Genomic DNA, 24,086 nt, shown 5'->3' with positions numbered 1-24,086 from the left:
AAAAAAGACACCCTGATCAGGGCAAACTTTATTCGGGTGCACCAAATTTTAGGCGCACTGAAGCTGTGTCAGACCAATGTGGGGGGACGATATAAACGAGAGGGATGGGCAATCAGCAGCGGCACGACCAAACGGGCCGTTACAGTCTGCTGAGGCACCGCAAGAAGAATCCAGGAGGAGGGTAATAAAGTTGCCGCTGTACACATTCCCGGGCAGCAACAAACACCGGAACAGTGTTCCGGCTCCGGAGCCAGGGCGTGCGAATTTTCAGCCTGCTTAGTGTGCTCGGCTGTCATGTCGCCGTGACCATGACAGGGGGTTGCCACCAGTTGATCCGTCACAACCGCCACGCGCTCCGGTGCTGCATTTTTTTCGGGCGCAGGTGTCGCTAAAACAGAGCCTAACAGGCCCTGTAAGACGAACACCGTAATCATCAAACACCGTAGCAACATCGATAAATCTGCGCGTTTTAATCCAAAGTTTTATTCAGTATACGCTCCAACTCCCACTTGAGCGAGCGGTCGTCGCCACAGTAGCGCAAGCCGCGCTGGGCAAACTGGGCGGCTTGCTGGTTGTCTTCCAACCGATAGTAGTTTTTCGCCAGCAGTAAATAGATGTCGGCATTGCGCCGGTCGATGCGCAGCGCCCGCTCTGCGGTGGCCACCGACTGGGGGTAGCGGCCGCGCCGGTACTCACTCAATGATCGCTCCAGCAATGCCGCCACTGCCGAGTCACGATTGCCCATCGAGGGCTGAACGGGGGCCGGGGCGCTGGGCTCGTTTGACTCTGCCGGTTGTTGAGGCTCAGTGGCATCGGGGCTGGGTTGGCTCACACTGGGGTCAAGGGTTTGCCCGCCACCGGCCTCACTGACCGGGGCCGGGGTATGGCTGGCACAACTGGCCAGTAAAACGGCACTGATTATCCAACCGCCGTAACAACGCGCGGCAAAACCTTGCTTTAACTCTTTCATATCACCTGCTGATTTGTCCGCGAGTGTTAGGTGCAATACTGAAACAACACTCGGCAATTAATTCCAAAACCGCTGCCACCAACTGCGCTCCTGTTTTTGCTGCTGCAATCGGCAATCCACCGCTTGGGTGGGGGCGTAGCGCGTTACCATGGGCAACCACAGGGCATCCTCGCAGCCCTCGGCGCTGAGCATACCGCTGGAGGCATCAACCCAGTCAAAATTGACCGACTCCGGTGGCTCTAAGTTAACCCCCAATGTCGGCAGTTCACTCATTAAGTCGGCCCACACTTTTAAAGCGCCGCCGCTGCCGGTCAGGGGCATGGGGCTGTTGTCATCGCGCCCCACCCAGCTCACCGCTAAATGCTCGCCGCTGAAACCGGCAAACCAGCTATCGCGCTGATCATTGGTGGTGCCGGTTTTGCCTGCCAGCGGTAAGTCGGCCGGAAAGCGATGGTATACCGCCCGACCGGTGCCTTCGCGCAACACCGCCTGCATGGCGTACTGCAACTGAAAAGCTGCCGCCTCGCTAAAGCGCTGCTCTATGGTCAGCGGATAGCGCTTGAGCGGCTCGCCGGTGGCGGTCAGTACATCGCGAATCACCCGCAGGGGCGTATAGGTGCCCTCGGCCGCCAGGGTATGGTAAATACCCGCCACCTCAATGGGTGACATTTCAATAGCCCCCAAAGTCATCGCCGGTACGGGCGGCACCCGCCCGTCGAATCCGGCGCGCTTTAAGGTGTGGGCGACCTTATCCAGCCCGACTTGCATTCCCAGCCGGGCCGTGGCTTGGTTGTAAGAACGCACCAGCGCTTGCAGTAAAGGCACATCGCCGTGGCTTTGGCGGGAATAGTTTTGCGGCTGCCACAGCTCGCCATCATCACTTTGCACCGTAACCGGCGCATCGGAAATAATACTGCCTAGATGATAGCGCGCAGGTTGCTCCAGTGCGGCCAAGTACACCAAGGGTTTCATCAATGAGCCCACCGGGCGTTTGGCATCCAATGCCCGGTTAAAACCGGCGTAGCGCGGGTTGCGATCCCCCACTACCGCCAGCACTTCGGCAGCCCCCACCGAGGTCACCACCATGGCGCCTTGTAGTTGCTCGGTTTTGTAGTCGCGCTCTAGTGTCGTTAAGCGTTTGCTCATGGCCTCTTCGGCTTGACGCTGCACCATGGGCGAGAGCGTGGTAAAGATACGCAGGCCATCGCTTTGTAGATCTTCGGGTTTGTAATCGCGAGCCAGCTGCCGCTTCACCAGATCGACAAACGCCGGATAGGTGGTTTGCGAACGGCTGCCCGCCTTAACTACCCCAAGCGATGCGGCCTGAGCACGGCTTAGCTGCGCCTTATTAATCAGGCCTTCGCGGTGCATAACATCCAGCACCAGATTGCGGCGCTTGCGGGCGCGCTCGGGGTTGCGCCACGGGTTGTAATATGAGGCGCCTTTAACCAAACCCACCAACAGTGCCACCTTGGGGGCATCCAGTTCGGAGACGGGCAACTGAAAATAATGCTGCGCGGCCAAACCAAAACCGTGAATAGCGCGCGCGCCGCTCTGCCCCAAAAAGACTTCGTTGATATAAGTTTCTAGAATTTCGGCTTTGCTGTAGTGCAACTCCAGCAAGACCGACATAGCCGCCTCTTGGGCTTTGCGGGTGAGGCTGCGCTCCTGTGTTAAATAAAAGTTTTTAACGAGCTGCTGGGTTAAGGTGCTACCGCCCTGCACTACCCGACCAGAACGGACATTTACCCAGGCGGCGCGAGCAATGGCCACCGGCGATACGCCCCAGTGATTAATAAAGTTTTTATCTTCTACCGCCAGCAGAGTTTCACCCAAAAGCGGCGGCAGGTCTTTTAGCTGTACTAACAGCCGGTCTTCTTTTTGCGCAGGGTAAATGCCTCCAATTTGCTCTGGCTCCAGCCTTACTAAGGGTAATTCGCGAGCATCGAGCGTAAGGCGCGCCACCCCAACCGGCCCCAGTAATACTTCAAAATTTTGGGGCCGGTCTTGGCCATCCCAAAAGTTAAAACCGCGAGTGTAAATTTGATAGCGGGTGTACTCGCCGGCACTGTGTCGACTGGCCTGGCCGGGTTTTGTCACCGAATCCACCCAGCGGTACCCGAGAGCCCCAAGCTCGCGCTCCAGCAAATTAGGTGTGACCGACAGCCCCTCGTATAACTCTAGAGGGCGCGCGTAAACCCGGGCTGGCAGCGCCCATTTTTTACCCTCAAACTTCTCGCGTACAATCTGATCGAGGTAGAGCATCCACAGGCCAACAGCCACCAGCGCGATGCATAAACCGTAAAAGAAAAGCAGCTTAAACAGTGAGCGGCCGTGCCCGGCGCGGCCAGAGGCCTTTTTTCGAGTGCGTTTGGTGGTACGAGTACGGCGTTTGGTCATAGGGTGCAGAATACCAGCTTTGATTAGGGCGCGGTTATTTTGCATAATGTGCGCCCAAATACAAGGGAGCTGCCACCGAAGTGTCGAGTCGGTGTGAAATGCCCCTTAACTTATGAGTGCGGCACCGGCCGGCTCACCCCTTCAGCGCTAGAGGCAAACAATGGCAAAGCAATACGATATTTACGGCATCGGCGCCGCTCTGGTAGACACCGAAATCACGGTAACCGATGACGATTTAACAGCCATGGGCGTAGACAAAGGCGTGATGACGCTGGTGGACGAAGAGCGCCAGCACGAGATTATTGGCTATTTGCAAGATCACTTGGTGGCCTCGCAGCGTGCCAGTGGCGGCTCCGGCGCCAACACCATTATTGCCGCAGGCTACTTCGGCTGCCACAACTTTTACTCCTGTAAGGTCGCCAACGACGACAATGGCAGCTTCTACCTGCAAGATATTAAAGATGCCAAGGTCAGCTACCCCACCCACGTCGGTCAGGATGAAGGCATTACCGGTAAATGTTTGGTGATGATTACCCCCGATGCCGAACGCACCATGAATACCTTTTTAGGTCTCAGTGCTACCGTCTCCACCACGGAGTTGGATGAAGACGCCATTAGCGCCTCGCAGTGGTCGTATATTGAAGGTTACTTGGTCAGCTCAGATACCGGCCGCGAAGCGGCGATTAAACTGCGCCAATTGTCCGAGCAGCACAACACCAAAGTCGCACTCAGCCTGTCGGACCCGGCCATGGTGCAGTTCTTTAAAGATGGCTTGACCGAGATGATCGGCGGCGGCGTCGACTTACTGTTCTGTAACCGCGATGAGGCGCTCGGCTTTACCCAAACCGAAAATATTGACGACGCGATTATTGAGCTGCAGCGCTGCGCCAAAACCTTCGCCATTACCTTAGGCGCCGAAGGCTCGCTGGTGTTTGATGGCACAGACTTAATGAGCATTCCCACCGCCAAAGCAAAAGCCATTGATACCAATGGTGCCGGTGATATGTACGCAGGTGCCTTCCTCTACGCCCTCAGTCAGGGTGAAGGTTACGAGCGCGCTGGGCGCTTTGCCAACCTCGCCGCCACCAAAGTAGTGACGCAATATGGCCCTCGCTTAAAGGCCGAGCAGCATCAAGAGTTAAAAACCGCATTTTTTGGTTGAGTTAACGGCAGCTTTTAAATACTTGCAGCAACCACAATTAACCTTTGCGCTAATGCCAAGCGCAAAGGTTAATGTTTAGCTTGGGCTTACAAAATCTGGAATGCCTCCAGGCGCTCTTCCAGTTCAGGGTGGGTCGAGAGATAACCTAACCACTTATTCTCATGTTCGTCTGAGTGTTGTTCGGCCAGCGCTTCACACACTTGCAACCGCTCTTCGTCGCTCAGCAGCTGCGGGTCGTAGGTCTCAGTCTGTTCTATCAACCGTGTGCATGCAGCACTCTCGCCTAGCCTTTGCATCAAATCAATAAACCGCTGCCGATCAATTCCGGCACGGTCGAGATAAGCGGCAGAAAACGCGTCGGCTTCGGTCTCGTGATCGCGCGAATAGGAGAAGGTTGTCAGCGCCACCGGTAGGCCAATCAGCAAATCACTGAGTGCGGTACTATCGCCCACCACGGTGACATAAATAAAACCGAGAGTCGCATTAGAAATGGCCGCTCGCATACTATGACGCAAGGCCACATGGCCAATTTCATGGGCGAGCACGGCAACCAACTCACGATCGGATTGCGCCAGCTCGACCATTTCGTCGGTAAAAATCACAGTGCCATCGGGCAAGGCAAACGCATTGGCGCCAATGTCGCCTCCCTGCCTGAAAGTAACCTTTAAAGGCAGCTCCGGGAACTCGGCTAGCACCGGGGCGAAATGCGCTTGCAATTCGGCGCGCCGTGTTTCACTCAGCTCACTCGGTGCAAAATACGTTTTATCCAAAATCGCGAGAGTTTCCCGAGCGACAGTATCGAGCGAGTTTTGCGGCAGCTGATGGGCAATAGCATTCGAGGCGGCGGGTACACCCCACACGGCACCGCCCCATACCAGTACGGCGACAACAACAGTGGCTACTGCCACCAAGCCCAAGTGCGACTCCAGTGTATGCAGCAAGCCTTTACGCGCACCTTGCCACTGTCGTTGCATCTGATCCACTTGATCGTTGTCGCGAGTTTCAAAGGCGGCGCCACTGTCAAACTTTACAAAGCGAGCGGTATTGCCCAAACGCGATGAAATGGCAACCGTGGCCGCCAGCTCTTCGGCCAGCACGCGCCCATTTGCTTGCGCGAGAATCTGCAGGTGGCCGTCCTCTGACACGTCGAGCAGCGCCTCGGTTGGCTGTGCACTTGACCCGCTATACCATCTGCCGCAAATCGCCACGTCTGGCTCCTCTTAAAAACCGATATCAATATCGAACAAGTCACCAACAGATTCAGCCAGCGCGTTAACCGACTCTTTTTCCTGTTCAACCAGGGTATCGAAATTGCCCGCCAGAACCGCTTGGGTGTAGCGCGCTTTAAAGTGCGCCGTGCGCACCTTGGCCCAAGGAATAAACAGCCCTAACGTTAATACAATTAAAAGTGTATTAACGGCCATTAAAATCAAATAGTCCTTCGCATTCCAATTGGCTTTAAGCGCATGACTTTTGAGCGTGATTGCATTGTAATTAATGTTAGCCAACGCTGTGGTGAAGTAGGCGAAGCCGTATAGATACCCCACCAGGGCCAGCAGCGGGCCCACATAAGGGATGAAGGTGCAAGCGATTGCCCCCACATAGATGGCAAGGGTCAACAAAAACGCGACATAGTACTGGCTCACGGTGGCACTGAAGACAAAGCTCTGAGTGCCATAACCATGGTTAGCGTAAATAAACTTTTTCTGCTGGAAAATAGCGTAGGGCATTAGAATGCCGAGAGTAATCGCCCCTAACAATGGCCAAAGCAGCAATACTAAGGCCGCCTCCCCCAATCGACCGTTAAACGCAAAGCGCACATTACGGTAGCTTGAATAGCGTGCATTAAAGCGCATGGACTGACAGATTATCCATGGCAGCGCCACGATTAACGCAATCCCCATAACCGTGCCGATGATAAGTGATATTTTCCCACTCAATGTATATAAAACCAAAAACACCAAGGCAATAACCCGGCCGATTAAAATTTTAACCGGGTCCGCGGTGTACTCAAAGCTGGCCTCATCCAAGTGAGTGTTGCCGTAAAAATACTGTTTATTACGCACCTTGGCCCAGGCCGAATAAATACCCAAGGTAACAATCGACAAGAGAATATTAACGATCCAAATTTTAAAATATTCAAAACCATTGCCGGTAAACACAAAAGGGACTTCACGCTTATCGTCAGCGGCATAGCTATCGGTGCTTTTCCCTACCCCTGTAGGCGGAGGAGTGCCAGCGGCGACGGGCTCGTGCGCGCCTTGCTCTGGCGGGGATGCTGGTGCAGGCTCATCGACAGTGGCTGTGGATTCAGCTACCTCTTGCGCCATCTCGCAAGCCACCCCGACCTCCGCTAGTCGGTCGATATACTTTTGCGCTTGCTCTGCACTCAATCCGGTTTTCAAGGTGCGCTGCCCTTGGGCAAAAATCTTTTCGACCTTGTCTACCGACAGATTAAACAATTTGGCAAAGCCGGCTTGGGCTTGCACATCCACCACACCAGCACTCGCGCCCAACAGTATGATTTTATAGGTTGGTTCCTGCGGCATAAATATTCCTTTTCCTTTTCTCAACTTTTTATATTTTTTTAAAGCCAACGGCCAAGCGTGCTTTCACTCGTGTTCAATCTGCCCGCACCTGACGCTATCGCCCCGATTGCTCAGAGCAAACCGGGCACTCGGGGTCTCGCGGCAAACGCATCTCGCGCCAGCGCCCGGTTAATGCGTCGTAAAACTGCACTCGCCCGGCGAGTGTTTCCCCGATACCGGTAAGCAATTTGATGGTCTCGACCGCTTGCACCGAACCAATCACCCCCACCAGAGGAGCCAGTACACCGCTGGCCGAGCAACTCAGATTTTCATCGGCTTGCGGTGGGTACAGACAGCGGTAACAGGGGGCATCACTTTGGCGAGAGTCAAACACACTGACCTGCCCTTCTAAACGAATGGCCGCCCCGGATACCAGCGGCGTTGCCTGTGCAACGCAGCATTCATTCAACAAAAAGCGAGTGGTGAAGTTATCGGTGCAATCGACCACCACATCCGCACGCGCAACCAACGCTGTTAATGGTTCGCGATCGGGCCGCTGGTCGATAAGCTCAAGTTGCGTATCGGGGTTGAGTCTATGCACACTCTCAGCGGCCGATGCCACCTTGGTTTGATCAATGGCATCCGTTGAATGGGCAATTTGACGTTGCAGGTTAGACAGCTCGACTTTGTCGTCATCCACCAACAGTAAACGGCCTACCCCGGCACTGGCCAAATACAAAGCCACCGGTGAACCCAGGCCGCCCACTCCCATAACCAACACCGTGGCGGCAAGCAAAGCCTGCTGGCCGGCAATATCCATTTGCGGCAGCATAATTTGCCGCGAGTAGCGCAGTAGTTGTTGATCGTTTAACTCTGTCACGGTGTTACCGCCTCTCGCTGTCCGATCGTTACCCGCTCAATGCCCGCCAAGTCGCGCACACTGTGTACATGCTGGTAACCCAGATCGTTCATTAAGTTGCGCACAAGGGCGGCTTGCTGCCAGCCGTGCTCAAATAATAAATAGCCTGCCGGTGTTAAATAGTCCAGAGCCTGCTCGCTGATGCGACGAATGTCGGCCAAGCCCGCTTCATCAGCCACTAGTGCCGAGGCCGGCTCAAAGCGTACATCTCCCTGCTGTAAATGCTCATCCTCCGCATCGATGTAAGGCGGGTTACTGACAATCAACGCAAAACGTTCGTGTTTTGGCACGGCGGCAAACCAATTGCTCTGATAAATAGTAACGTTCAGTTTTAAATGCTGGGCATTGGCGCGCGCCAAATTAACGGAGTCGGCAATGCGATCCACCGCGCTGATTTGCCAGCTGGGTCGCTCGGAGGCCAGCGCTAAGGCAATGGCACCGGTACCGGTGCCGAGGTCGAGAACCTGCGCGGCATCATCAATGCCTAATGCCAGCGCCTGCTCTACCAGCAGTTCCGTTTCGGGCCGAGGGATTAACGTTTGCGAATGGGTTTTAAGCGGCAGCGACCAAAATTCTTGCGTGCCGGTAAGAAAAGCCACTGGCTCACCTAGGGCGCGACGTTTAATTAAAGCGTTAAAGGTTTGTTGTTCCGAATCGTTCAGTGTGCGCTCGGGCCAAGTATAAAAATATGTGCGGCTTTTATCGAGCACCGCACTCAATAAAACCTCGGCATCGAGCCGCGCACTGTCGCTGTTGGTAAGCGCTTGTGTGGCTTGTTGCAGTGCTTGATCAATGCGCACGAATCAGTCGGCCAGAGCTGCCAGCTGGTCAGCTTGATACTCTTGGGTGAGCGGCCCGACCACTTCGCCCAGTGCGCCTTGCATAACCTCATCCAGCTTATAGAGGGTTAAGTTAATACGGTGATCGGTCACCCGGCCCTGCGGGTAATTGTACGTACGAATACGCTCGGAGCGATCGCCACTGCCCACCAGCGAGCGGCGCTCTTCGGCAATACTGGCGGCGGCCGACTCTTCCTGTGAGCTTTTTAATTTGGCCGCTAGCAAAGACATGGCGCGGGCGCGGTTTTTGTGTTGCGAGCGCTCATCTTGACACTCCACCACCACGCCACTGGGAATATGGGTAATGCGAATGGCCGAGTCGGTTTTGTTGACGTGCTGACCACCGGCGCCCGAGGCGCGAAAGGTATCGACACGAATATCGTTTTTATTGATATTCACCTCTTCCAGCTCGTCGGCCTCTGGCATAACCGCGACGGTGCAGGCGGAGGTATGAATCCGCCCCTGGGATTCGGTCTCGGGCACGCGCTGCACCCGGTGTGCACCAGATTCAAATTTAAGCTGTGAGTACACGTTGGTGCCGCTAATACGGGTAATCAATTCTTTGTACCCACCGTGTTCACCGGCATTTTCACTCAGCACTTCAATTTTCCAGCCAACCTGTTCACAGTAACGCGAGTACATACGGAATAAATCGCCAGAGAAAATAGCCGCCTCATCGCCACCGGTACCTGCCCGAATTTCCAAAAAGACGTTTTTATCGTCGTTGGGGTCTTTGGGTAGTAACAGCTTTTGCAGCTCGGTTTCCAGTGTTGCTTTTTCTTCTTCGCCGCTGTCTATTTCTTCGCGCGCCATTTCGCGCAGATCGGCGTCGCCCTCATCGAGCATGGAGCGCGCTTCTTCTATATCTTCTAGTACCGTGCGATAGCGATTGAACGCAACCATCACAGGCTCCAGTTCGGCGTACTCTTTCGACAGTTCGCGGAATTTGTCTTGATTGCTTATCACATCGCCGTCGGACAACAGAGCGCTAACTTCTTCGTTGCGCTCACTGAGTTTGTCGAGTTTTTCTACAATAGAAGCTTTCATTCTTTCTCGCTGCGTTCAATATCATCTTGGGTGATGGCAAACAGATCGTGCGCCAAACGCAGAGTGTCGTATTCGCCTTTTGCACTGGCCTCGCGCAATGCGGTGGTCGGTGCATGTAATAATTTATTGGTTAAGTTGCGAGCCAACTGGCTGGCCACTTTGTCGGGATCGGCTCCGGCATGCAACTGATTGAGTGCTTTTTGCAACTCTTGTTCGCGCAATTGCTCTGCCTTATTGCGATAGGCACGTATGGTATCCACCGCATCGAGAGCGCGCTGCTCGCGTTTATAACTTTGCACACCTTTTTCGATAATACCGAGGGCCCGGTCGGCCGCCTCTTCGCGGCTTTTGCGGTTTTGATCAATTACGACCTGTAAATCGTCCACCGTGTACAAATAAACATCGGCTAAATCGCCGACCTCGGCCTCAATATCGCGCGGTACCGCAATATCCAGCATAAACATGGGCTTGTGCTTGCGCACTTTCAGCGCCGACTCTACCGCGCCTTTGCCCAGTAGCGGTAATTGGCTGGCAGTGGAAGAAATCACTATATCGGCCCGCTGCAAATACTCAGGGATTTCCGACAACAAGATAGCCTCACCACCATAGCGACCGGCCAACGCTTGTGCGCGATCCAGAGTACGGTTGGCAACAATCAGGTGATCAATACCCTGTTCACTGAGATGCTGGGCCACTAGCTCTATGGTTTCGCCGGCACCGATCAAAAGCGCGGTATCTTGCTTTAAATCGGAAAATATTTGCTGGGCTAAGGTCACCGCAGTATAGGCCACCGAGACAGGGTTCTCGCCAATGCCGGTCTGGCTGCGCACCTGCTTGGCCACGGCAAAGACCTGCTGAAAAGCCCCGTGCAGAGATGCCCCGACGGTACCGGCTTCTCGTGCCATGGCATAAGCGGATTTCATTTGCCCCAATATTTGCGGCTCGCCCAACACCAGCGAATCAAGCCCGCCGGCAACTTTCATCATGTGGCGCAGCGCTTCATCTCCCCGGTAAAGATAGTGGCAGCGGTTTAGCTCATCTTGGCAGACTGCTGAGTGTTCCTGCAGCCAGGTCAGAATCGCTTCGGCTTGCTGCTCGGACTCCAGATAGATTTCGGTGCGATTACAAGTAGATAATATGGCCGCTTCACGGGCACCGGTTTGGCCTTGCGCGCCGCGCAGGGCATCGATCATGACATTGGGGGCAAACGCCACCCGCTCTCGAATTGCGAGAGGAGCGGTTGTATGATTGATCCCAAAAGCCAATAATGTCATGCAAGAAAGTACTTGTACCGAAATAGGGGCGCCATTGTCCAGCTAGCCAAGGCCGCTGACAAGTGGCATTTTACAGTGTCCGCCCGGCAATAACAGGTTCTTTGCTCGGTACCCGATTTAGGATGGCAAAATGAAAGCACTTTTACAGGCTGGCGTTGTTATATTCGCGGCCACTTTAATTAGCTGTGCCCAGCAGCCCATAGAGCCCCAGGCCACGCCTGTCGTTGCCGAGGTGGAGCCCGTGGCTCCACCCGAATTACCCGCGCGCCCTTTCACCAGTGATACCTTCTACGCACTGCTGAGTGCCGAAATCGCCGGCAGCCGCGGCCGCCTCGATGTGGCACTGGCCAATTACGCCCAGCAGGCCGAACAAACCGGCGACCCGCAGGTGGCCGAACGCGCCTACCGCATTGCTCGCTACCTAGGGGAAAAAGAAGCCACTTTGCGCACCGCGCAGATTTGGGCCGACTCCTCACCCGACAACCAAGACGCTCAGGCCTCGGCCATTATATCGCTGATTGAAGCCGACCGGTTGATGGAAGCCTTTAACAGCACCAAGCTTGGCACAACACGCGACAGTGGCAGCCTCTACCAGAGCATTGCCGCCAACGCCCAGCAAGTAACCGACACCCAGCGCGAACAATTGCTGGAGCAGTATCAAAACCTGCTGACACAACAACCCGAAAACGCGCCCCTACTGATTGGCACCGGCCTGTTATTGCAGCAGCAAGACCAACCCGAACAAGCCCTGGAGCTAGCCCAACAAGCCCTAACGCTGGAGCCCGACAACACCCACGCCTTGGTTCTGGTCACGGGATTACTGCACCAGCTAGAGCAAACCGACAAAGCCTTAACCCTAGTGGAAAACAAACTAACAGAAGAGCCCGACAGCACGCGTTTGCGCTTGCAGTTCGCACGCCTCCTGACCATGAGCGATATCGAAGCGGCCCAGCGGGAATTTCAGCATTTGGTGGACGACAACCCGCGAGATGCCGATATGGTACGGGCGCTGGCACTGGTGGCCGAGCAACGCGGCGACCTACTCACCGCCGAGCACAACTACCACACTCTGATTGAGTTGAATCATAACACCGATGCCGCCCACTTTTTTCTGGGCAAACTGGCCGAATCACGCGATAAGCCTGAAGACGCGCTCAAGCACTACCAAAAGATTGCACCGGGTGAAGAATACTTGGCGGCCAATGCCCAAATTTTTGCGATTTACTTAACTCAAGAGCAAGCCGCCAGCGCCTCCAACTATTATGAGCGCACCTTGAATTACCTATCCGGCGAGGAGCGCGACCAACTCACTCTGGTTTATAGCCAGCGCCTAGTGGGCGCCGAGCAGCCCGAGCAAGCGCTAGAGGTACTCAATACCGCGCTGGCAGCCGAGCCGGAAAACGCTTCGCTGTTGTACTCTCGCTCTATGTTGCACCAGCAACTGGGCAATATGCCCATGGCCGAGCAAGATCTACGGACCATCATTGATTACGACCCCAACAACGCCATGGCGCTCAATGCCTTGGGTTATATCTTGACCGAAAACACCGATCGCTACAGCGAAGCTTACGAGCTGATTAAACAGGCGCTGGTGCTGCAGCCCAACGACGCTGCCACCATCGACAGCCTAGGCTGGGTACACTTTCGCTTAGGCAATCTCGACATCGCCATTCGCTACCTGCGCAAAGCGATGAATATCTTTCCCGACCCAGAGATAGCGGCTCATTTAGGTGAGGCACTGTGGGCCAATAACCAACAAGAAGAGGCCAAAAGTGTTTGGAGCCGTGGGCTAAACCTTAACCCCGATAGCTCATATGTTCTGGACACACTCAAGCGCTTGCAAGTGCCGCTTGAAGCGCTAAGCCCCCTGACGGCGGAATAAATAGTCCATGAAGTTTACTCCCGCTTGTGGCGTGAGCCCCAACTCAAAGCTGGGGCGGCTGACACTGATCATCGCGTTCTTATTGTGTTTAACGCACTGCGCTCCGACGCCCCCCAAGCCGCAGGTGGACGACGCCGAACATCAGCGCCAGCGCCTCGCTCAACTGCACGACTGGCAACTGCAGGGCAAACTTGGCATCCGCCTGCCCGACGACAATGGCTCGGCACGGCTCAGCTGGCGCCAATCGAAGACCGATGTCAATCTCTCGCTGTCCGGCCCCCTGGGGCGCGGCCGAATCGTTATTGAGGGCAACGCCCAGCAAGTCAGCCTAAAGCAAGCCGGTGAGCCCGAGTTGGTAGCCCGCGACGTTGAGTCTTTGCTTTATCAAGCCACCGGCTGGCAGCTACCGGTATCTTTGCTCAGTGATTGGGTAAAAGGTATTCCAGCGCCCGACACTCCCCGCACAGAATTAACCTACACCCCCGAAGGCTTATTGAGCAGTTTTGAACAGTCGGGCTGGCGTTTAAGTTTCAAGCGCCACCAATGGGTCGACGGCTTTGTACTGCCGGGCTATGTGCGAGCGGACAAGATTCAAACCGAGCAAGCCCCCATCGGCAACGACTCGGCCGACACTCAAATGGATGTTCGGCTAGTGCTATCCATTCACCAGTGGAATCCCGGCCTTGATTGATTCCCTCACTTTGCTGGCTCCGGCTAAACTCAATGTGTTTTTACATATAACCGGACAGCGAGCCGATGGCTACCACCAGCTGCAAACGCTGTTTCAGTTATTGGATGTCGGCGACACCTTAACGTTTACCCGCACCGACCAGAACAGGGTAAACCTTAAGAGCAACCTCAAAGGCGTGGCCGACAGCGACAATTTAATTTTGCGCGCCGCCCTCGCCCTGCAAGAAGCCGCGCAAAATTCAACCTCCCCTCCGTTAAACTTAGGGGCTCATATCGAGTTAAACAAAGTACTGCCCATGGGCGGCGGTATTGGCGGCGGCAGTAGTGATGCTGCCACCACTTTAGTTGGCCTCAACCATTTATGGGGCTTGGGACTGAGCAAAAACGTCTTAATGCAACTGGGGCTCAAGCTTGGTGCCGACGTACCCGTGTTTATTAATGGCCGCACCGCTTGGGCCGAAGGCATCGGTGAGCAACTGATGGCGGTGGATTTGCCGCCAAAATGGTTTACCGTTATCCAACCTGACTGTCATGTAAGCACTGCCACAATTTTTTCACATAAAGATTTGACAAGAGACACCCGCCCCATTAAAGTAGCGGCCTTCTCGCAGAGGGCCACACGAAACGACTGTGAACCTCTCGTCAGAAAGCTGTATCCCAACGTGGATAACGCACTGATTTGGTTGAAGAAATTCAACGAAGATGCGAGAATGACAGGAACAGGAGCTTGTGTGTTTGCTCCGTTCGACAGTGAGAAAGAGGCCCGAGCGGTCTTGGCACAAGCACCGGACACCTTGCCCGGATTTGTCGCCCAAGGCATTTCGCACTCACCACTGAACGAACTCATTCCTGATTAAGCACTACTGGGGTGTAGCCAAGCGGTAAGGCAGCGGGTTTTGATCCCGTCATGCGAAGGTTCGAATCCTTCCACCCCAGCCATATTCCTCGGTACCCCGACGATTAGCTTGCTCCGCTAGAGCTTAAGGATTAACCTCCGCGTTGAGGGCCCTCCTCCGAACAGAGGACTCCCCTCCACGATTTCGCTCTGGCCTAAGCGCCGGGTTATCATAGCAGCACTGTGCGCAGGCACAGTGCTGTTGTTTTATTTGCCTATTGCAGATAAAAAAGAACACTAACAAACAGAAGGGTACCTGACGTGACGGACTTAATGGTCTTTACCGGCAATGCCAACCCAGCGCTCGCGCAAAAAGTTGTCGATCATCTGGGCATGACGCTGGGCGACGTTTCCGTCTCCCAGTTCAGCGACGGCGAGGTCGCGGTAGAGCTCAATGTTAATGTTCGTGGTCGCGACGTATTTGTGGTTCAACCCACTTGCGCCCCCACCAACGACAACTTGATTGAGTTGATCGTAATGGTTGATGCGCTGCGACGCGCCTCGGCCGGCCGTATTACCGCTGTGGTGCCCTACTTCGGTTACGCCCGCCAAGATCGCCGTGTGCGCTCGGCCCGCGTACCCATTACCGCCAAAGTTGTGGCCGACATGATGGTAGGCGCCGGCATCGACCGCTTACTGACGGTCGATTTGCACGCAGAGCAAATTCAGGGTTTCTTCGATGTACCGGTAGACAACGTCTACGGCTCTCCGGTGTTACTGGAAGACATCGAAGCGCAAAAATTTGAAGACTTGGTGGTGGTATCACCCGACATCGGCGGCGTTGTTCGCGCCCGTGCGGTGGCCAAGCAACTAGGCGCCGATTTAGCGATTATCGATAAGCGCCGCCCTTCGGCCAACGTCGCCGAGGTGATGAACATCATCGGTGAGATTGACGGACGCACCTGCTTGCTGGTGGACGACATGGTCGATACCGCAGGCACACTGTGCAATGCCGCCGCTGCACTGAAAAAACAAGGTGCAAAAAAGGTTGTGGCCTACGCCACCCACCCTGTGTTGTCCGGCAAAGCAATTGAAAATTTAAACAACTCAGTGTTGGATGAGCTGGTGATTACCGACTCCATCCCCCTGAGCCAAGAGGCGTCAAACTGCGGCCGCGTGCGCGTGTTGACCCTGTCGAGAATGTTAGCCGAAGCGGTGCGCCGCCTAAGCAATGAGGAATCACTGAGCGCGATGTTCCGCTAAGCGGAGGCTCAGATTACCGCTGCAACATAGGGTTGCAGTGTTAACAACCCCATGCAGTGTTCTGGTCGCGGACCTGTATGGTTTACACAGAGGAAATTCACAATGAGTGAAGATTTTGTCATTATTGCAAAGAGCCGCGAAGACAAAGGGAAAGGTGCGAGCCGCCGCCTGCGTCGTCTGGCTGGCGAAGTACCTGCTATCGTTTACGGTGGTAAGAAAAAGCCTGTTAGCATTACCCTGAACCAAAAAGACCTGCTCAAGCAGCTGGAAAACGAAGCGTTTTACTCGCACATCATCTCTTTGGAAATTGATGATAAAGCCGAAGACGTTATCCTGAAAGACTTGCAGCGTCACCCCGCCAAGCCAATTTTGTTCCACGTTGATTTTATGCGTGTATCAAAAACCAAAAAGCTGAACACCAGCGTACCTCTGCACTTCTTAAACGAAGAAGCGTGTAAAGGCGTTAAGATGCAAGGCGGTAAAATCGTTCACAATATGGTTCAGTTAGAAATTAGCTGTCTACCTGCTGACCTGCCAGAGTTCATTGAAGTGGACCTGACCGACGTTGAGCTGGGTCAGGTTGTTCACATCTCTGACCTGAACCTGCCCAAAGGTGTTGTCTCGGTTGAACTGTCACACGGTTCAGATCACGACCAGCCAGTTGTTACCGTGAACAAGCCTAAAGGCATGAGCGAAGACGACGCTGAATCTAGCGAAGCAGAAGGCGAAGGCGACAGCGAATAAGCTGCTGGCCCTGACCCTGTAGGCGCGGCGTTATGGATACACCGGTTCAACTTATCGTAGGCCTCGGCAACCCCGGAGCCGAGTACGACCGAACCCGCCATAACGCCGGCGCCGACTTGGTGTCCGAACTGGCTCGCCAGGCGGGCACCAGCCTCTCTCCGGAAAAAAAGTTCTTTGGCGATACTGCACGCATTTTGCTCGGCAACCGCCAGGTTCACCTGCTAATACCAACCACTTTTATGAACCGCAGCGGCCAGGCCATTGGTGCCCTAGCGCAGTTTTATAAAATTGACCCTGAAGCCATTTTAGTCGCTCACGACGAGCTCGACCTCGAGCCCGGTATCGCCCGTTTAAAAATTGGCGGCGGTCACGGCGGCCACAACGGCCTGCGCGACACTATTGCCTGCCTTGGCAACAACAAAAACTTTGCCCGCTTGCGTATTGGCATCGGCCACCCCGGCCACGCCTCAAAAGTCACGGGCCATGTACTCAAACGCGCCGGACGCGACGAGCAACAACTGATCGACGACAGCATCGACAAAGCCATCAAAGCCCTACCCCTAGCGGTAAAAGGTGAATGGAATCAGGCGATGCATCAGTTGCATACGAAATAAAGCCTAAGACGAAATCCCCCCCCTCGCTTTAAACCGCCCCCTTCCCATTAAGCTTCCGACCTCAAGCATCTAGCCCCAACCACGACCTCTGTTTATACTATCGGAAATACTATAATAAACCGTCCCGGAGATACCTATGGCCAATACCCTACAGGACTGCCTCAGCCCATCCACCTTAAAGGCCACCGCACATTTATCCAGAGCTTTTGAGTCAGCCGAACCTTTTTCCCACCTCGTTATTGACGAGTTTTTTGACTCCGACTTTTGTCAGACTCTGTTGGACGAGTTTCCTGTATTCGATGACGAAAAAGCGCGCAACGAGAATGGCATCATCGGCCGCAAAGCGGTGTACACTGAACTGCGCGATATTGGCACCCAGTACCAAAAACTGGATAAGCTGATTCGATCCGAGAAATTTTTAAACTGGGTAAGTCAGGCCACAGGCATACCTGACTTAATTTACGACCCAGATTACTTTGGCGGCGGTACACACGAAAACTGTCACGGCCAGGATTTAGATCCACACGTCGACTTCAACCGCCACCCGGTTACCAATTATCACCGCCGGCTTAACTTAATTATCTATCTCAACAAAGAGTGGCAAGACGACTGGGGCGGGCTGATCGAATTTCATCAAGACCCGCGCAAGCCACCTGCAGAAAATAAAATTACTAAAGTGGCACCGCTGTTTAATCGCTGCGTGATTTTTGCCACTCACGATCACTCGTGGCACGGCTTTGAGCGCATCAACCTACCAAATGGCGATCAAGACCCGCATTCACGCAAATCTATTGCCCTATATTTTTACAGCAAAACCCGTCCAGCTCATGAATACAAGGGCCGCCACTCAACCATCTACGTTGAACGCCCACTGCCCGAACACATTCAGCCCGGCCAAGTATTGAGCACTGCAGACTATCAGCGCATTCAAGTACTTTTGACGCGGCGCGACCAACATCTACAGCGCCTATACCGGGACAACCACCGCCTGCAGGATAAGCTCGACAAACTTACCAGCCATAAGGCGTTCTGGATCGCCCGCATGGGGCTGAATTTAGCTTCGAAAGTGAAACGGAAGCTATTGGGACAGAAATGAATGCTGAATGCTGAAATTTTGCGCTGAGCTTAGCCTGCGTCAAATCTTGCTTAGCGCTTGTTGCATTGTGCACCTGGCGTTCTGCGTACCGCTAGCAAGCTCCCTCTCCACCATCCAATTCATGTATAATTCGCCGTTTGCACAATCATCCAATCAAGAGACAGTTCCATGGGCTTTAATTGCGGTATCGTTGGTCTTCCGAATGTAGGCAAATCCACGTTGTTTAACGCACTGACCAAGGCGGGCATTGGCGCGGAGAATTTCCCGTTCTGCACCATTGAGCCCAACGCCGGTGTGGTTGCGGTACCCGACCCCCGCCAAGACAAAATTGCCGAGATCGTCAAACCCGAGAAGGTGATTGCCACCACCATGGAATTTGTCGATATTGCAGGTCTTGTGGCTGGCGCCTCTAAGGGTGAAGGCCTCGGCAATAAGTTCCTCGCCAATATTCGCGAGACGGATGCCATCGCCCATGTTGTACGCTGCTTTGAGGATGAAAACGTCATCCACGTTGACGGTAAAATTAACCCCGCCTCCGATATCGACGTAATCAACACCGAGCTGGCGCTGGCCGATTTAGAAACGGTAGAAAAAGCCATTCTGCGCTTTGCCAAAGCCGCCAAAGGCCAGGACAAGCACGCCATCGCTATGAAGGCGTTGCTGGAAAAAGTGCAACCACACCTCGATGAAGCCAAACCACTGCGCTCGTATGATCTTACCGATGATGAACGCAGCCTGCTGCGCGAACTGAGCCTAATGACGTTAAAGCCCACCATGTACATTGCCAACGTGGCGGAAGACGGCTTTGACGACAACCCACATTTAGACCAAGTACGCGAAATTGCCGCTACCGAGAACGCCGTCGTGGTGCCTATCTGCAATAAAATTGAAGCGGAAATCAGCGAACTGGACGACGATGAAAAAGCAGAATTTCTGGAAGCACTGGGCATGGAAGAGCCAGGGTTAAACCGCGTTATTCGCGGCGGCTATGAACTACTCGGTCTCCACACTTACTTTACCGCAGGCGTCAAAGAAGTGCGCGCCTGGACCATCCCTATTGGTGCCACAGCGCCACAAGCAGCAGGTGTTATTCACACCGACTTTGAAAAAGGGTTTATTCGCGCCGAAACCATCGCCTACAATGACTTTATTGAGTACCAAGGTGAGCAAGGTGCAAAAACCGCGGGTAAAGCGCGTAAAGAAGGCAAAGAGTATGTCGTAAAAGATGGCGATGTACTGCACTTTTTGTTTAATGTGTAACTAATAATAGTCAGACGTCTGAGGCCGGACGTCTGACGACTTTTTTCTTTTGCATCAGACGTCAGACCTCCGACGTCAGACTTTGAAACTAAACCCGTCCGCGTTTTCTCAATCGCACCACGCCACTAACTGTCAGCAGCAGTGCCATACACAACACCCCTGGTAGATTAAAAATAGGCAATGCATGCACCGTTGAATCGGGATCGGGATCGGGATCGGGATCGGGATCGGGATCGGGATCGGGATCGGGATCAGGATCAGGATCAGGATCAGGATCAGGATCGGCGCTAACGATTAAATTTACCTGATTCGCCACAGAGAGATCCAATACCGCCGTATAGCCCGCAGGCTGGGTGCCAATATTTAAGCCATTGTCGGTCAGCGCACCTGTGAAGTTAATCAGCCGGTAAGTGCCTGCTTCATAATTACCCCAATCAATAATGTTGAGTGTGCCGTCCAGAGTGAGGTTGCCATCGACCTCGATCAAATCGTTCACACCAGCGCCGACTGTGCCGGGGGCATCCAACTCAAACTCTTGCACTGAAGCCGCGTTAAGCACCAGGTCGCCCATGACGTTCAGGGTTTCCGGCGAATTACCAGGCGTCAAAGTGCCCGCGCTGGTAACCCCACCCACACTGCCGCTGCCACCTAAGGTTCCGCCAGCTTGCACCGTTACCTCCGATGCAATACTGCCATTGACCAACAGCGTACCGCCGCTGATGATGGTATCGCCTTGGTAGGTATGCGTACCCGTTAGGGTTGTGGTGCCACTGCCACGCTGATTGAGGCTGATATTTCCCTGAATCGGCGTAGCAAAAAGGGCGTTGTCAGTTTGGTTAAAGTTTAAGACTCCAGTCCCCCTAAAGGGAAACCATATGTCGGTCTTAATCTCCTCGGCGATTACCGTACCGGCGGTACCACTAAGATCAAACGGGCCAATGTTAAGCGTTCCGGTACCGATGCCGCCAAGGTACAGCTCATCGGTCATAGTCCAGGTGGCACCGCCGGCCACTGTTACTGTCCCCTCGGTGCCATTATCCCAACCTAGGTGGCTAACGGTACTGCTCACCGCACTGCCACTGGCGATGCTAAGTGTGCCATTGCCCCACATACCAACATGCAACTCACCGCTATTGGTCCAAATGGCGTTATCTGTGAGAGTGACCTCACCGACACCGTCAGAGTTGCGACCGATGTAAGCGGTTTCACTGGTGACGACCGCCTCCTCAGCAATGCTTAGCGACCCGGCTCCACTTCTGCCAACCGATAACACATCGTTATTATCCCAGCGGCTGCCAGCCCCTGTGACCGTAACGCTTCCTGTGGTGCCCAACACCCAGGCTATTTGACCAGCCTCACTGCTAACCGTACTGCCCGCATTAATATCCAGCGTGCCATTGCCGCCTCGCCCCACCGTCAGGCTGCGCCTATTGGCCCAACTGGCGCCACCCGTTAAGCTCACAGCACCGATGCTGCCTGAGTCTTTACCAATATAGTCGTCATCACCACTGACATTGGCACCGTTTTGCATCAGCAGCGTTGCTGTATCGCCGGAGACATCACCCACCACAACATTGGCAGTGGCGTGAGTAATACTGCCTCCATCTATGATCAAGGTGCCATCATTGACGGTAGTGCCTCTATTGTACGTATTGGCCCCGGTTAGGGTCGTGCTGCCAGAGCCACGCTGATTCAGAACAATGTTTCCTTCGATAGGTACCGTAAACGTAATATCGTCGGTTTGGTTAAAGTTGACCGTGCCACTACCAATGCCGGTAATCAACTTGGTTGCGATGACAGTGCCTGCGGTATCGCTCAAATCAGAAGCGCCAATATTAAGCGTGCCCGTACCAGTGTTACCGATATGAAGCGTCTCCTGACTTTCCCAGCGACCGCCACCGGTTACCGTAGCCGTCGCACTAGCCGTTGAATAATAACCCAGTGTGCTTCTTTTACTCTGGACCGTGGCACCTTGCTCAATCGTAAGCGCACCATTGCCCCACAGCCCTACATGCAAATCATCGCTGTTAATCCATGAAGAGTCGGCCCCAGTCACAGTAGCAGTACTGTTACTCAACCCGCCATAGCCAATATAAGACAATGTATTGCTAAGCGTGGAGCCGTCTTCAACGATCAACGCGCCACTGCCCTCACTACCGACATGCAATCCCTCGCCCGTCCAATTTGCGCCACTCGTTACCGTTACGGCGCCATTACTACCCGTATTCCTACCAATATAATGATTGTTGCTATTGATACTGGCACCGCTCTGCATAAGCAAGGTCGCACTATCGCCCGTGAGTTCACCCACAATGATATCGGCACTAGCGTGGTCAATACTGCCGCCATTCACAACCAAGGTGCCGCCATTGACGATAGTGCCTCTATTGTAAGTATTGTCCTCGGTTAGGGTCGTGCTGCCAGTACCACGCTGATGCAAACGGATATTCTGGTTGATATTAATAGCAAACGTAATATCGTCGGTTTGGTTAAAGTTGACCGTGCCACTACCAACGCCGGTAGTCACCTCGGTTGCGATGACAGTGCCTGCCGTGTCGCTCAAATCAGAAACGCCAATATTAAGCGTACCCGTACCATCGACACCGATATGAAGTGTCCCCTGATTTTCCCAGCGACCACCACCGGTCACGGTAGCCGTCCCATTACCCGTGTAGAAATAACCCAACGTGCCTTTTCTGCTGAGGACCGTGGCACCTTGCTCAGCCGTAAGTGCAGCACTGCCCCACAGGCCGACGTGTAGATCATCACTGTTAGTCCACGAAGAGCTGGCCCCAGTCACAGTGGCAGAACTATCACTCGGACCACCATAACCAATATGGCCTAGGGTACTGCTAACGGCGGCACCGTCTTCAATTCTCAAATCACCACTGCCCTCACCGCCGACTTGCAACCGGCCGGCATTCGCCCAAATGGAGCCCGCCCCCGTAACGCTGACCTCGCCCAAGCCGGCCGCGTTGCGTCCTATATAGCCTTCCGAGTTATTCACCGTAGCGCCACTTTCAATGGCCAGTGTGCCTGCCGCATCCTGCGCCACATTAAGGTCACCGGCGATAGACCAAGGGTGGGGCCCAGCTGCTGGAATAACCTCGCCCGTACCGTTGACGCTTTGTGCCCATGCGGGTGCCGCTGACAACGACACTGCCATCGCTAAAGCCCTGAATGGCAACCCTTGCTGTGGAGATGAAAGCAATAACAGGGAGGAGAAAGTCGCAGGGAGCTCTTTAACGGCTACAGGCATAGCTTTGCTGCACGGTATTATCACGGATCATTAACTCTGTTGGGGGTTACTGTACCGGTAGATTTTCCCTAAGAAAATCCAGCGTTTATTTCACAAAACGATAACGGCGGGAACGCTAAGCAGCAAGTTGTCTGATTTATTGTTTTGCATCACTTTTATGCGTTTGGCACAGTATCGCTCAATAAATTAAACTCGCCACTTAGGCTTATGTTAAAATGCCCGCCATGACTCACGACGATCATCACTGTGATTTTTCACCCCCTTATCAGGTTCTCTGGGACTTTGTGGCCGATGATTTTCCGCTACCCGAGAGCGCGGGTATTGGCCGAGTGCAACGGTTTGATTTCGGTAGCGAGTTGGCGCTGTACCGATCTGAATTTCGGGTAACCAAAGATTGCGTTATTGACTGTCATTCAGATCAAAAAGAATTAGCCGAGCTGCTGTGCAGTATTTTTCTGCTGACCGGCACAATCACTCTAGAAACTCCGGATCGCCAACAACACTTGATAACCCCACAAAGCGGTTTGCTTTTTCGCGTGCAAGACATTGGATCGCGCTTTATTATTCCCGGCGGGCAAACCGTACGACACATAGGCGTTGCCAACCCAATGTCGATCTTGCATAAACGTTTAGGAGATCAACTGCCTGAGGGGTTGGCCAATTTTGCCACGGTGCCGGAGGGTGGCACTGTAAATCGGCGCCTGCCCGTACAGAGCCGTTTGCGCGGCCTGCTGACTGATGTGTTTTCTCCAGTCACCTGCGCTGGTGGCTCCCCAACGCAGGAGCTACAACTAGAAGCGGTGGCTTGGTCTATTTTCGCCGAGTCCGTTCGCCTTACGATTACCTGCCAAGACAACAGCTCAAGCCAAGCGCCACTGTGGGGCGAGCAGGTATTTAATAATATAACGGTATACCTGCGCGAGAACCTAGAGCGGCCACTCAAAGGAGATGACATCTGCCAAAGGTTTGGAGTCTCCAAACGGCAACTGCACCAACTGTTCCAAACCATGCAGCAGTGCTCACCAAGAGAGTTCTTGCGTCGCGAACGCTTAAACCGAGCGCGTGCATTGCTGGAGCAAACTGACATGCCGGTAAAATCCGCCGCTTACGCTGTGGGTTACGTCCATGTCAGTAATTTTAGTAAAGCCTACCGTGCATTTTTTGGCGAAACCCCCGGGCAAACTCAGCGTTTAAATAGCACAGGGGGAAGTGAACGCTGAACGCGGAATGCGGAATGCGGAATGCGGAATGCGGAATGCGGAATGCGGAATGCGGAATGCGGAATGCGGAATGCGGAATGCGGA

Annotated in this window: 20 protein-coding genes and 1 tRNA gene; 11 read left to right on the top strand and 10 right to left on the bottom strand. The window is 54.0% G+C overall.

Annotated features, from left to right (window positions below; genetic code table 11):
- Positions 1-68: 68 nt before the first annotated feature.
- The 3 genes from Q4563_RS06945 to mrcB are packed head-to-tail and all read right to left on the bottom strand — an operon-like array spanning position 69 to position 3,415.
- Positions 69-434 carry a hypothetical protein gene (locus Q4563_RS06945; RefSeq protein WP_303604059.1) on the bottom strand — a complete coding sequence of 122 codons (366 nt, stop codon included), beginning with the start codon at positions 432-434 and terminating at the stop codon, positions 69-71.
- Between the two features lie 35 nt (positions 435-469).
- On the bottom strand, positions 470-970 hold the full coding sequence (locus tag Q4563_RS06940) for a hypothetical protein (RefSeq protein WP_303604058.1): 501 nt from the start codon (positions 968-970) through the stop codon (positions 470-472).
- Positions 971-1,027: 57 nt separating this feature from the next.
- Positions 1,028-3,415: a penicillin-binding protein 1B gene (mrcB, locus tag Q4563_RS06935; RefSeq protein WP_303604057.1), complete on the bottom strand. Its 2,388-nt coding sequence runs from the start codon at positions 3,413-3,415 to the stop codon at positions 1,028-1,030.
- Between the two features lie 115 nt (positions 3,416-3,530).
- Between mrcB and Q4563_RS06930 the strand changes: the two genes are divergently transcribed.
- A complete protein-coding gene (locus Q4563_RS06930; RefSeq protein WP_215976440.1) occupies positions 3,531-4,532 on the top strand; it encodes an adenosine kinase in 1,002 nt (333 codons plus the stop codon).
- An 86-nt stretch (positions 4,533-4,618) separates the two neighbouring features.
- On the opposite strand, the gene Q4563_RS06925 is transcribed toward Q4563_RS06930, so the two are convergent.
- From Q4563_RS06925 to hemA, 6 genes are all read right to left on the bottom strand, one after another.
- Positions 4,619-5,740, bottom strand: coding sequence for a M48 family metallopeptidase (locus Q4563_RS06925; protein ID WP_442903733.1), 1,122 nt, complete (start codon positions 5,738-5,740; stop codon positions 4,619-4,621).
- Between the two features lie 12 nt (positions 5,741-5,752).
- On the bottom strand, positions 5,753-7,081 hold the full coding sequence (locus Q4563_RS06920) for a YjgN family protein (RefSeq protein WP_303604055.1): 1,329 nt from the start codon (positions 7,079-7,081) through the stop codon (positions 5,753-5,755).
- 94 nt (positions 7,082-7,175) lie between these two features.
- Positions 7,176-7,892, bottom strand: a complete 717-nt coding sequence (locus tag Q4563_RS06915) for a HesA/MoeB/ThiF family protein (RefSeq protein ID WP_442903743.1) — start codon at positions 7,890-7,892, stop codon at positions 7,176-7,178.
- A 44-nt stretch (positions 7,893-7,936) separates the two neighbouring features.
- A complete protein-coding gene (gene prmC, locus Q4563_RS06910; RefSeq protein ID WP_215976436.1) occupies positions 7,937-8,779 on the bottom strand; it encodes a peptide chain release factor N(5)-glutamine methyltransferase in 843 nt (280 codons plus the stop codon).
- Positions 8,780-8,782: 3 nt separating this feature from the next.
- Positions 8,783-9,865, bottom strand: coding sequence for a peptide chain release factor 1 (prfA, locus tag Q4563_RS06905; RefSeq protein WP_215976435.1), 1,083 nt, complete (start codon positions 9,863-9,865; stop codon positions 8,783-8,785).
- Positions 9,862-11,139, bottom strand: a complete 1,278-nt coding sequence (gene hemA, locus Q4563_RS06900; RefSeq protein ID WP_303604054.1) for a glutamyl-tRNA reductase — start codon at positions 11,137-11,139, stop codon at positions 9,862-9,864. The genes prfA and hemA overlap by 4 nt, the downstream gene beginning before the upstream one ends.
- Positions 11,140-11,269: 130 nt before the next feature.
- On the opposite strand from hemA, the gene Q4563_RS06895 reads away from it, so the two are divergent.
- The 9 genes from Q4563_RS06895 to ychF all read left to right on the top strand — a co-directional run bounded on the left by Q4563_RS06895 (position 11,270) and on the right by ychF (position 19,523).
- On the top strand, positions 11,270-13,021 hold the full coding sequence (locus Q4563_RS06895) for a tetratricopeptide repeat protein (RefSeq protein ID WP_303604053.1): 1,752 nt from the start codon (positions 11,270-11,272) through the stop codon (positions 13,019-13,021).
- Positions 13,022-13,028: 7 nt separating this feature from the next.
- A complete protein-coding gene (lolB, locus tag Q4563_RS06890; protein ID WP_215976432.1) occupies positions 13,029-13,712 on the top strand; it encodes a lipoprotein insertase outer membrane protein LolB in 684 nt (227 codons plus the stop codon).
- The gene (ispE, locus tag Q4563_RS06885) at positions 13,708-14,568 is read left to right on the top strand and encodes a 4-(cytidine 5'-diphospho)-2-C-methyl-D-erythritol kinase (protein ID WP_215976511.1); all 861 of its coding nucleotides are present in this window, start codon (positions 13,708-13,710) and stop codon (positions 14,566-14,568) included. Before lolB ends, ispE begins: the two co-directional genes overlap by 5 nt.
- Positions 14,569-14,575: 7 nt before the next feature.
- Positions 14,576-14,650 (top strand) — tRNA-Gln (locus Q4563_RS06880).
- Between the two features lie 229 nt (positions 14,651-14,879).
- Positions 14,880-15,809, top strand: a complete 930-nt coding sequence (locus tag Q4563_RS06875) for a ribose-phosphate pyrophosphokinase (protein WP_303604147.1) — start codon at positions 14,880-14,882, stop codon at positions 15,807-15,809.
- 102 nt (positions 15,810-15,911) lie between these two features.
- A complete protein-coding gene (locus tag Q4563_RS06870) occupies positions 15,912-16,553 on the top strand; it encodes a 50S ribosomal protein L25/general stress protein Ctc (protein ID WP_215976430.1) in 642 nt (213 codons plus the stop codon).
- A gap of 32 nt (positions 16,554-16,585) precedes the next feature.
- Positions 16,586-17,167 (top strand): aminoacyl-tRNA hydrolase, encoded by a 582-nt coding sequence (gene pth, locus Q4563_RS06865; RefSeq protein ID WP_303604052.1) that lies wholly within the window; start codon positions 16,586-16,588, stop codon positions 17,165-17,167.
- Positions 17,168-17,303: 136 nt separating this feature from the next.
- A complete protein-coding gene (locus Q4563_RS06860; protein ID WP_303604051.1) occupies positions 17,304-18,263 on the top strand; it encodes a 2OG-Fe(II) oxygenase in 960 nt (319 codons plus the stop codon).
- A gap of 168 nt (positions 18,264-18,431) precedes the next feature.
- Positions 18,432-19,523, top strand: a complete 1,092-nt coding sequence (ychF, locus tag Q4563_RS06855; protein WP_303604050.1) for a redox-regulated ATPase YchF — start codon at positions 18,432-18,434, stop codon at positions 19,521-19,523.
- Positions 19,524-19,611: 88 nt separating this feature from the next.
- Here ychF and Q4563_RS06850 read toward each other — a convergent pair whose 3' ends face one another.
- Entirely contained in the window at positions 19,612-22,782 is a 3,171-nt protein-coding gene (locus tag Q4563_RS06850; protein ID WP_303604049.1) for a beta strand repeat-containing protein, read from the bottom strand.
- A gap of 215 nt (positions 22,783-22,997) precedes the next feature.
- On the opposite strand from Q4563_RS06850, the gene Q4563_RS06845 reads away from it, so the two are divergent.
- Entirely contained in the window at positions 22,998-24,002 is a 1,005-nt protein-coding gene (locus tag Q4563_RS06845; RefSeq protein ID WP_303604048.1) for a helix-turn-helix domain-containing protein, read from the top strand.
- Positions 24,003-24,086: the final 84 nt, after the last annotated feature.

This window comes from Gilvimarinus sp. 1_MG-2023 (assembly GCF_030548285.1).
Note: the sequence above shows the minus strand (reverse complement) of the source record. Positions and strands in the feature narration are given on the sequence as shown.

What these genes read in the sequence shown, in the direction of transcription:
- Q4563_RS06850 (WP_303604049.1), bottom strand. Translation starts at nt 22,782, where the DNA reads ATGCCTGTAGCCGTTAAAGAGCTCCCTGCGACTTTCTCCTCCCTGTTA.
- Q4563_RS06895 (WP_303604053.1), top strand. Translation starts at nt 11,270, where the DNA reads ATGAAAGCACTTTTACAGGCTGGCGTTGTTATATTCGCGGCCACTTTA.
- Q4563_RS06860 (WP_303604051.1), top strand. Translation starts at nt 17,304, where the DNA reads ATGGCCAATACCCTACAGGACTGCCTCAGCCCATCCACCTTAAAGGCC.
- pth (WP_303604052.1), top strand. Translation starts at nt 16,586, where the DNA reads ATGGATACACCGGTTCAACTTATCGTAGGCCTCGGCAACCCCGGAGCC.
- Q4563_RS06940 (WP_303604058.1), bottom strand. Translation starts at nt 970, where the DNA reads ATGAAAGAGTTAAAGCAAGGTTTTGCCGCGCGTTGTTACGGCGGTTGG.
- hemA (WP_303604054.1), bottom strand. Translation starts at nt 11,139, where the DNA reads ATGACATTATTGGCTTTTGGGATCAATCATACAACCGCTCCTCTCGCA.
- Q4563_RS06875 (WP_303604147.1), top strand. Translation starts at nt 14,880, where the DNA reads ATGGTCTTTACCGGCAATGCCAACCCAGCGCTCGCGCAAAAAGTTGTC.
- Q4563_RS06870 (WP_215976430.1), top strand. Translation starts at nt 15,912, where the DNA reads ATGAGTGAAGATTTTGTCATTATTGCAAAGAGCCGCGAAGACAAAGGG.
- lolB (WP_215976432.1), top strand. Translation starts at nt 13,029, where the DNA reads ATGAAGTTTACTCCCGCTTGTGGCGTGAGCCCCAACTCAAAGCTGGGG.
- prfA (WP_215976435.1), bottom strand. Translation starts at nt 9,865, where the DNA reads ATGAAAGCTTCTATTGTAGAAAAACTCGACAAACTCAGTGAGCGCAAC.
- Q4563_RS06845 (WP_303604048.1), top strand. Translation starts at nt 22,998, where the DNA reads ATGCCCGCCATGACTCACGACGATCATCACTGTGATTTTTCACCCCCT.
- Q4563_RS06920 (WP_303604055.1), bottom strand. Translation starts at nt 7,081, where the DNA reads ATGCCGCAGGAACCAACCTATAAAATCATACTGTTGGGCGCGAGTGCT.
- mrcB (WP_303604057.1), bottom strand. Translation starts at nt 3,415, where the DNA reads ATGCAAAATAACCGCGCCCTAATCAAAGCTGGTATTCTGCACCCTATG.
- Q4563_RS06930 (WP_215976440.1), top strand. Translation starts at nt 3,531, where the DNA reads ATGGCAAAGCAATACGATATTTACGGCATCGGCGCCGCTCTGGTAGAC.
- Q4563_RS06945 (WP_303604059.1), bottom strand. Translation starts at nt 434, where the DNA reads ATGATTACGGTGTTCGTCTTACAGGGCCTGTTAGGCTCTGTTTTAGCG.
- ychF (WP_303604050.1), top strand. Translation starts at nt 18,432, where the DNA reads ATGGGCTTTAATTGCGGTATCGTTGGTCTTCCGAATGTAGGCAAATCC.
- Q4563_RS06915 (WP_442903743.1), bottom strand. Translation starts at nt 7,892, where the DNA reads ATGCTGCCGCAAATGGATATTGCCGGCCAGCAGGCTTTGCTTGCCGCC.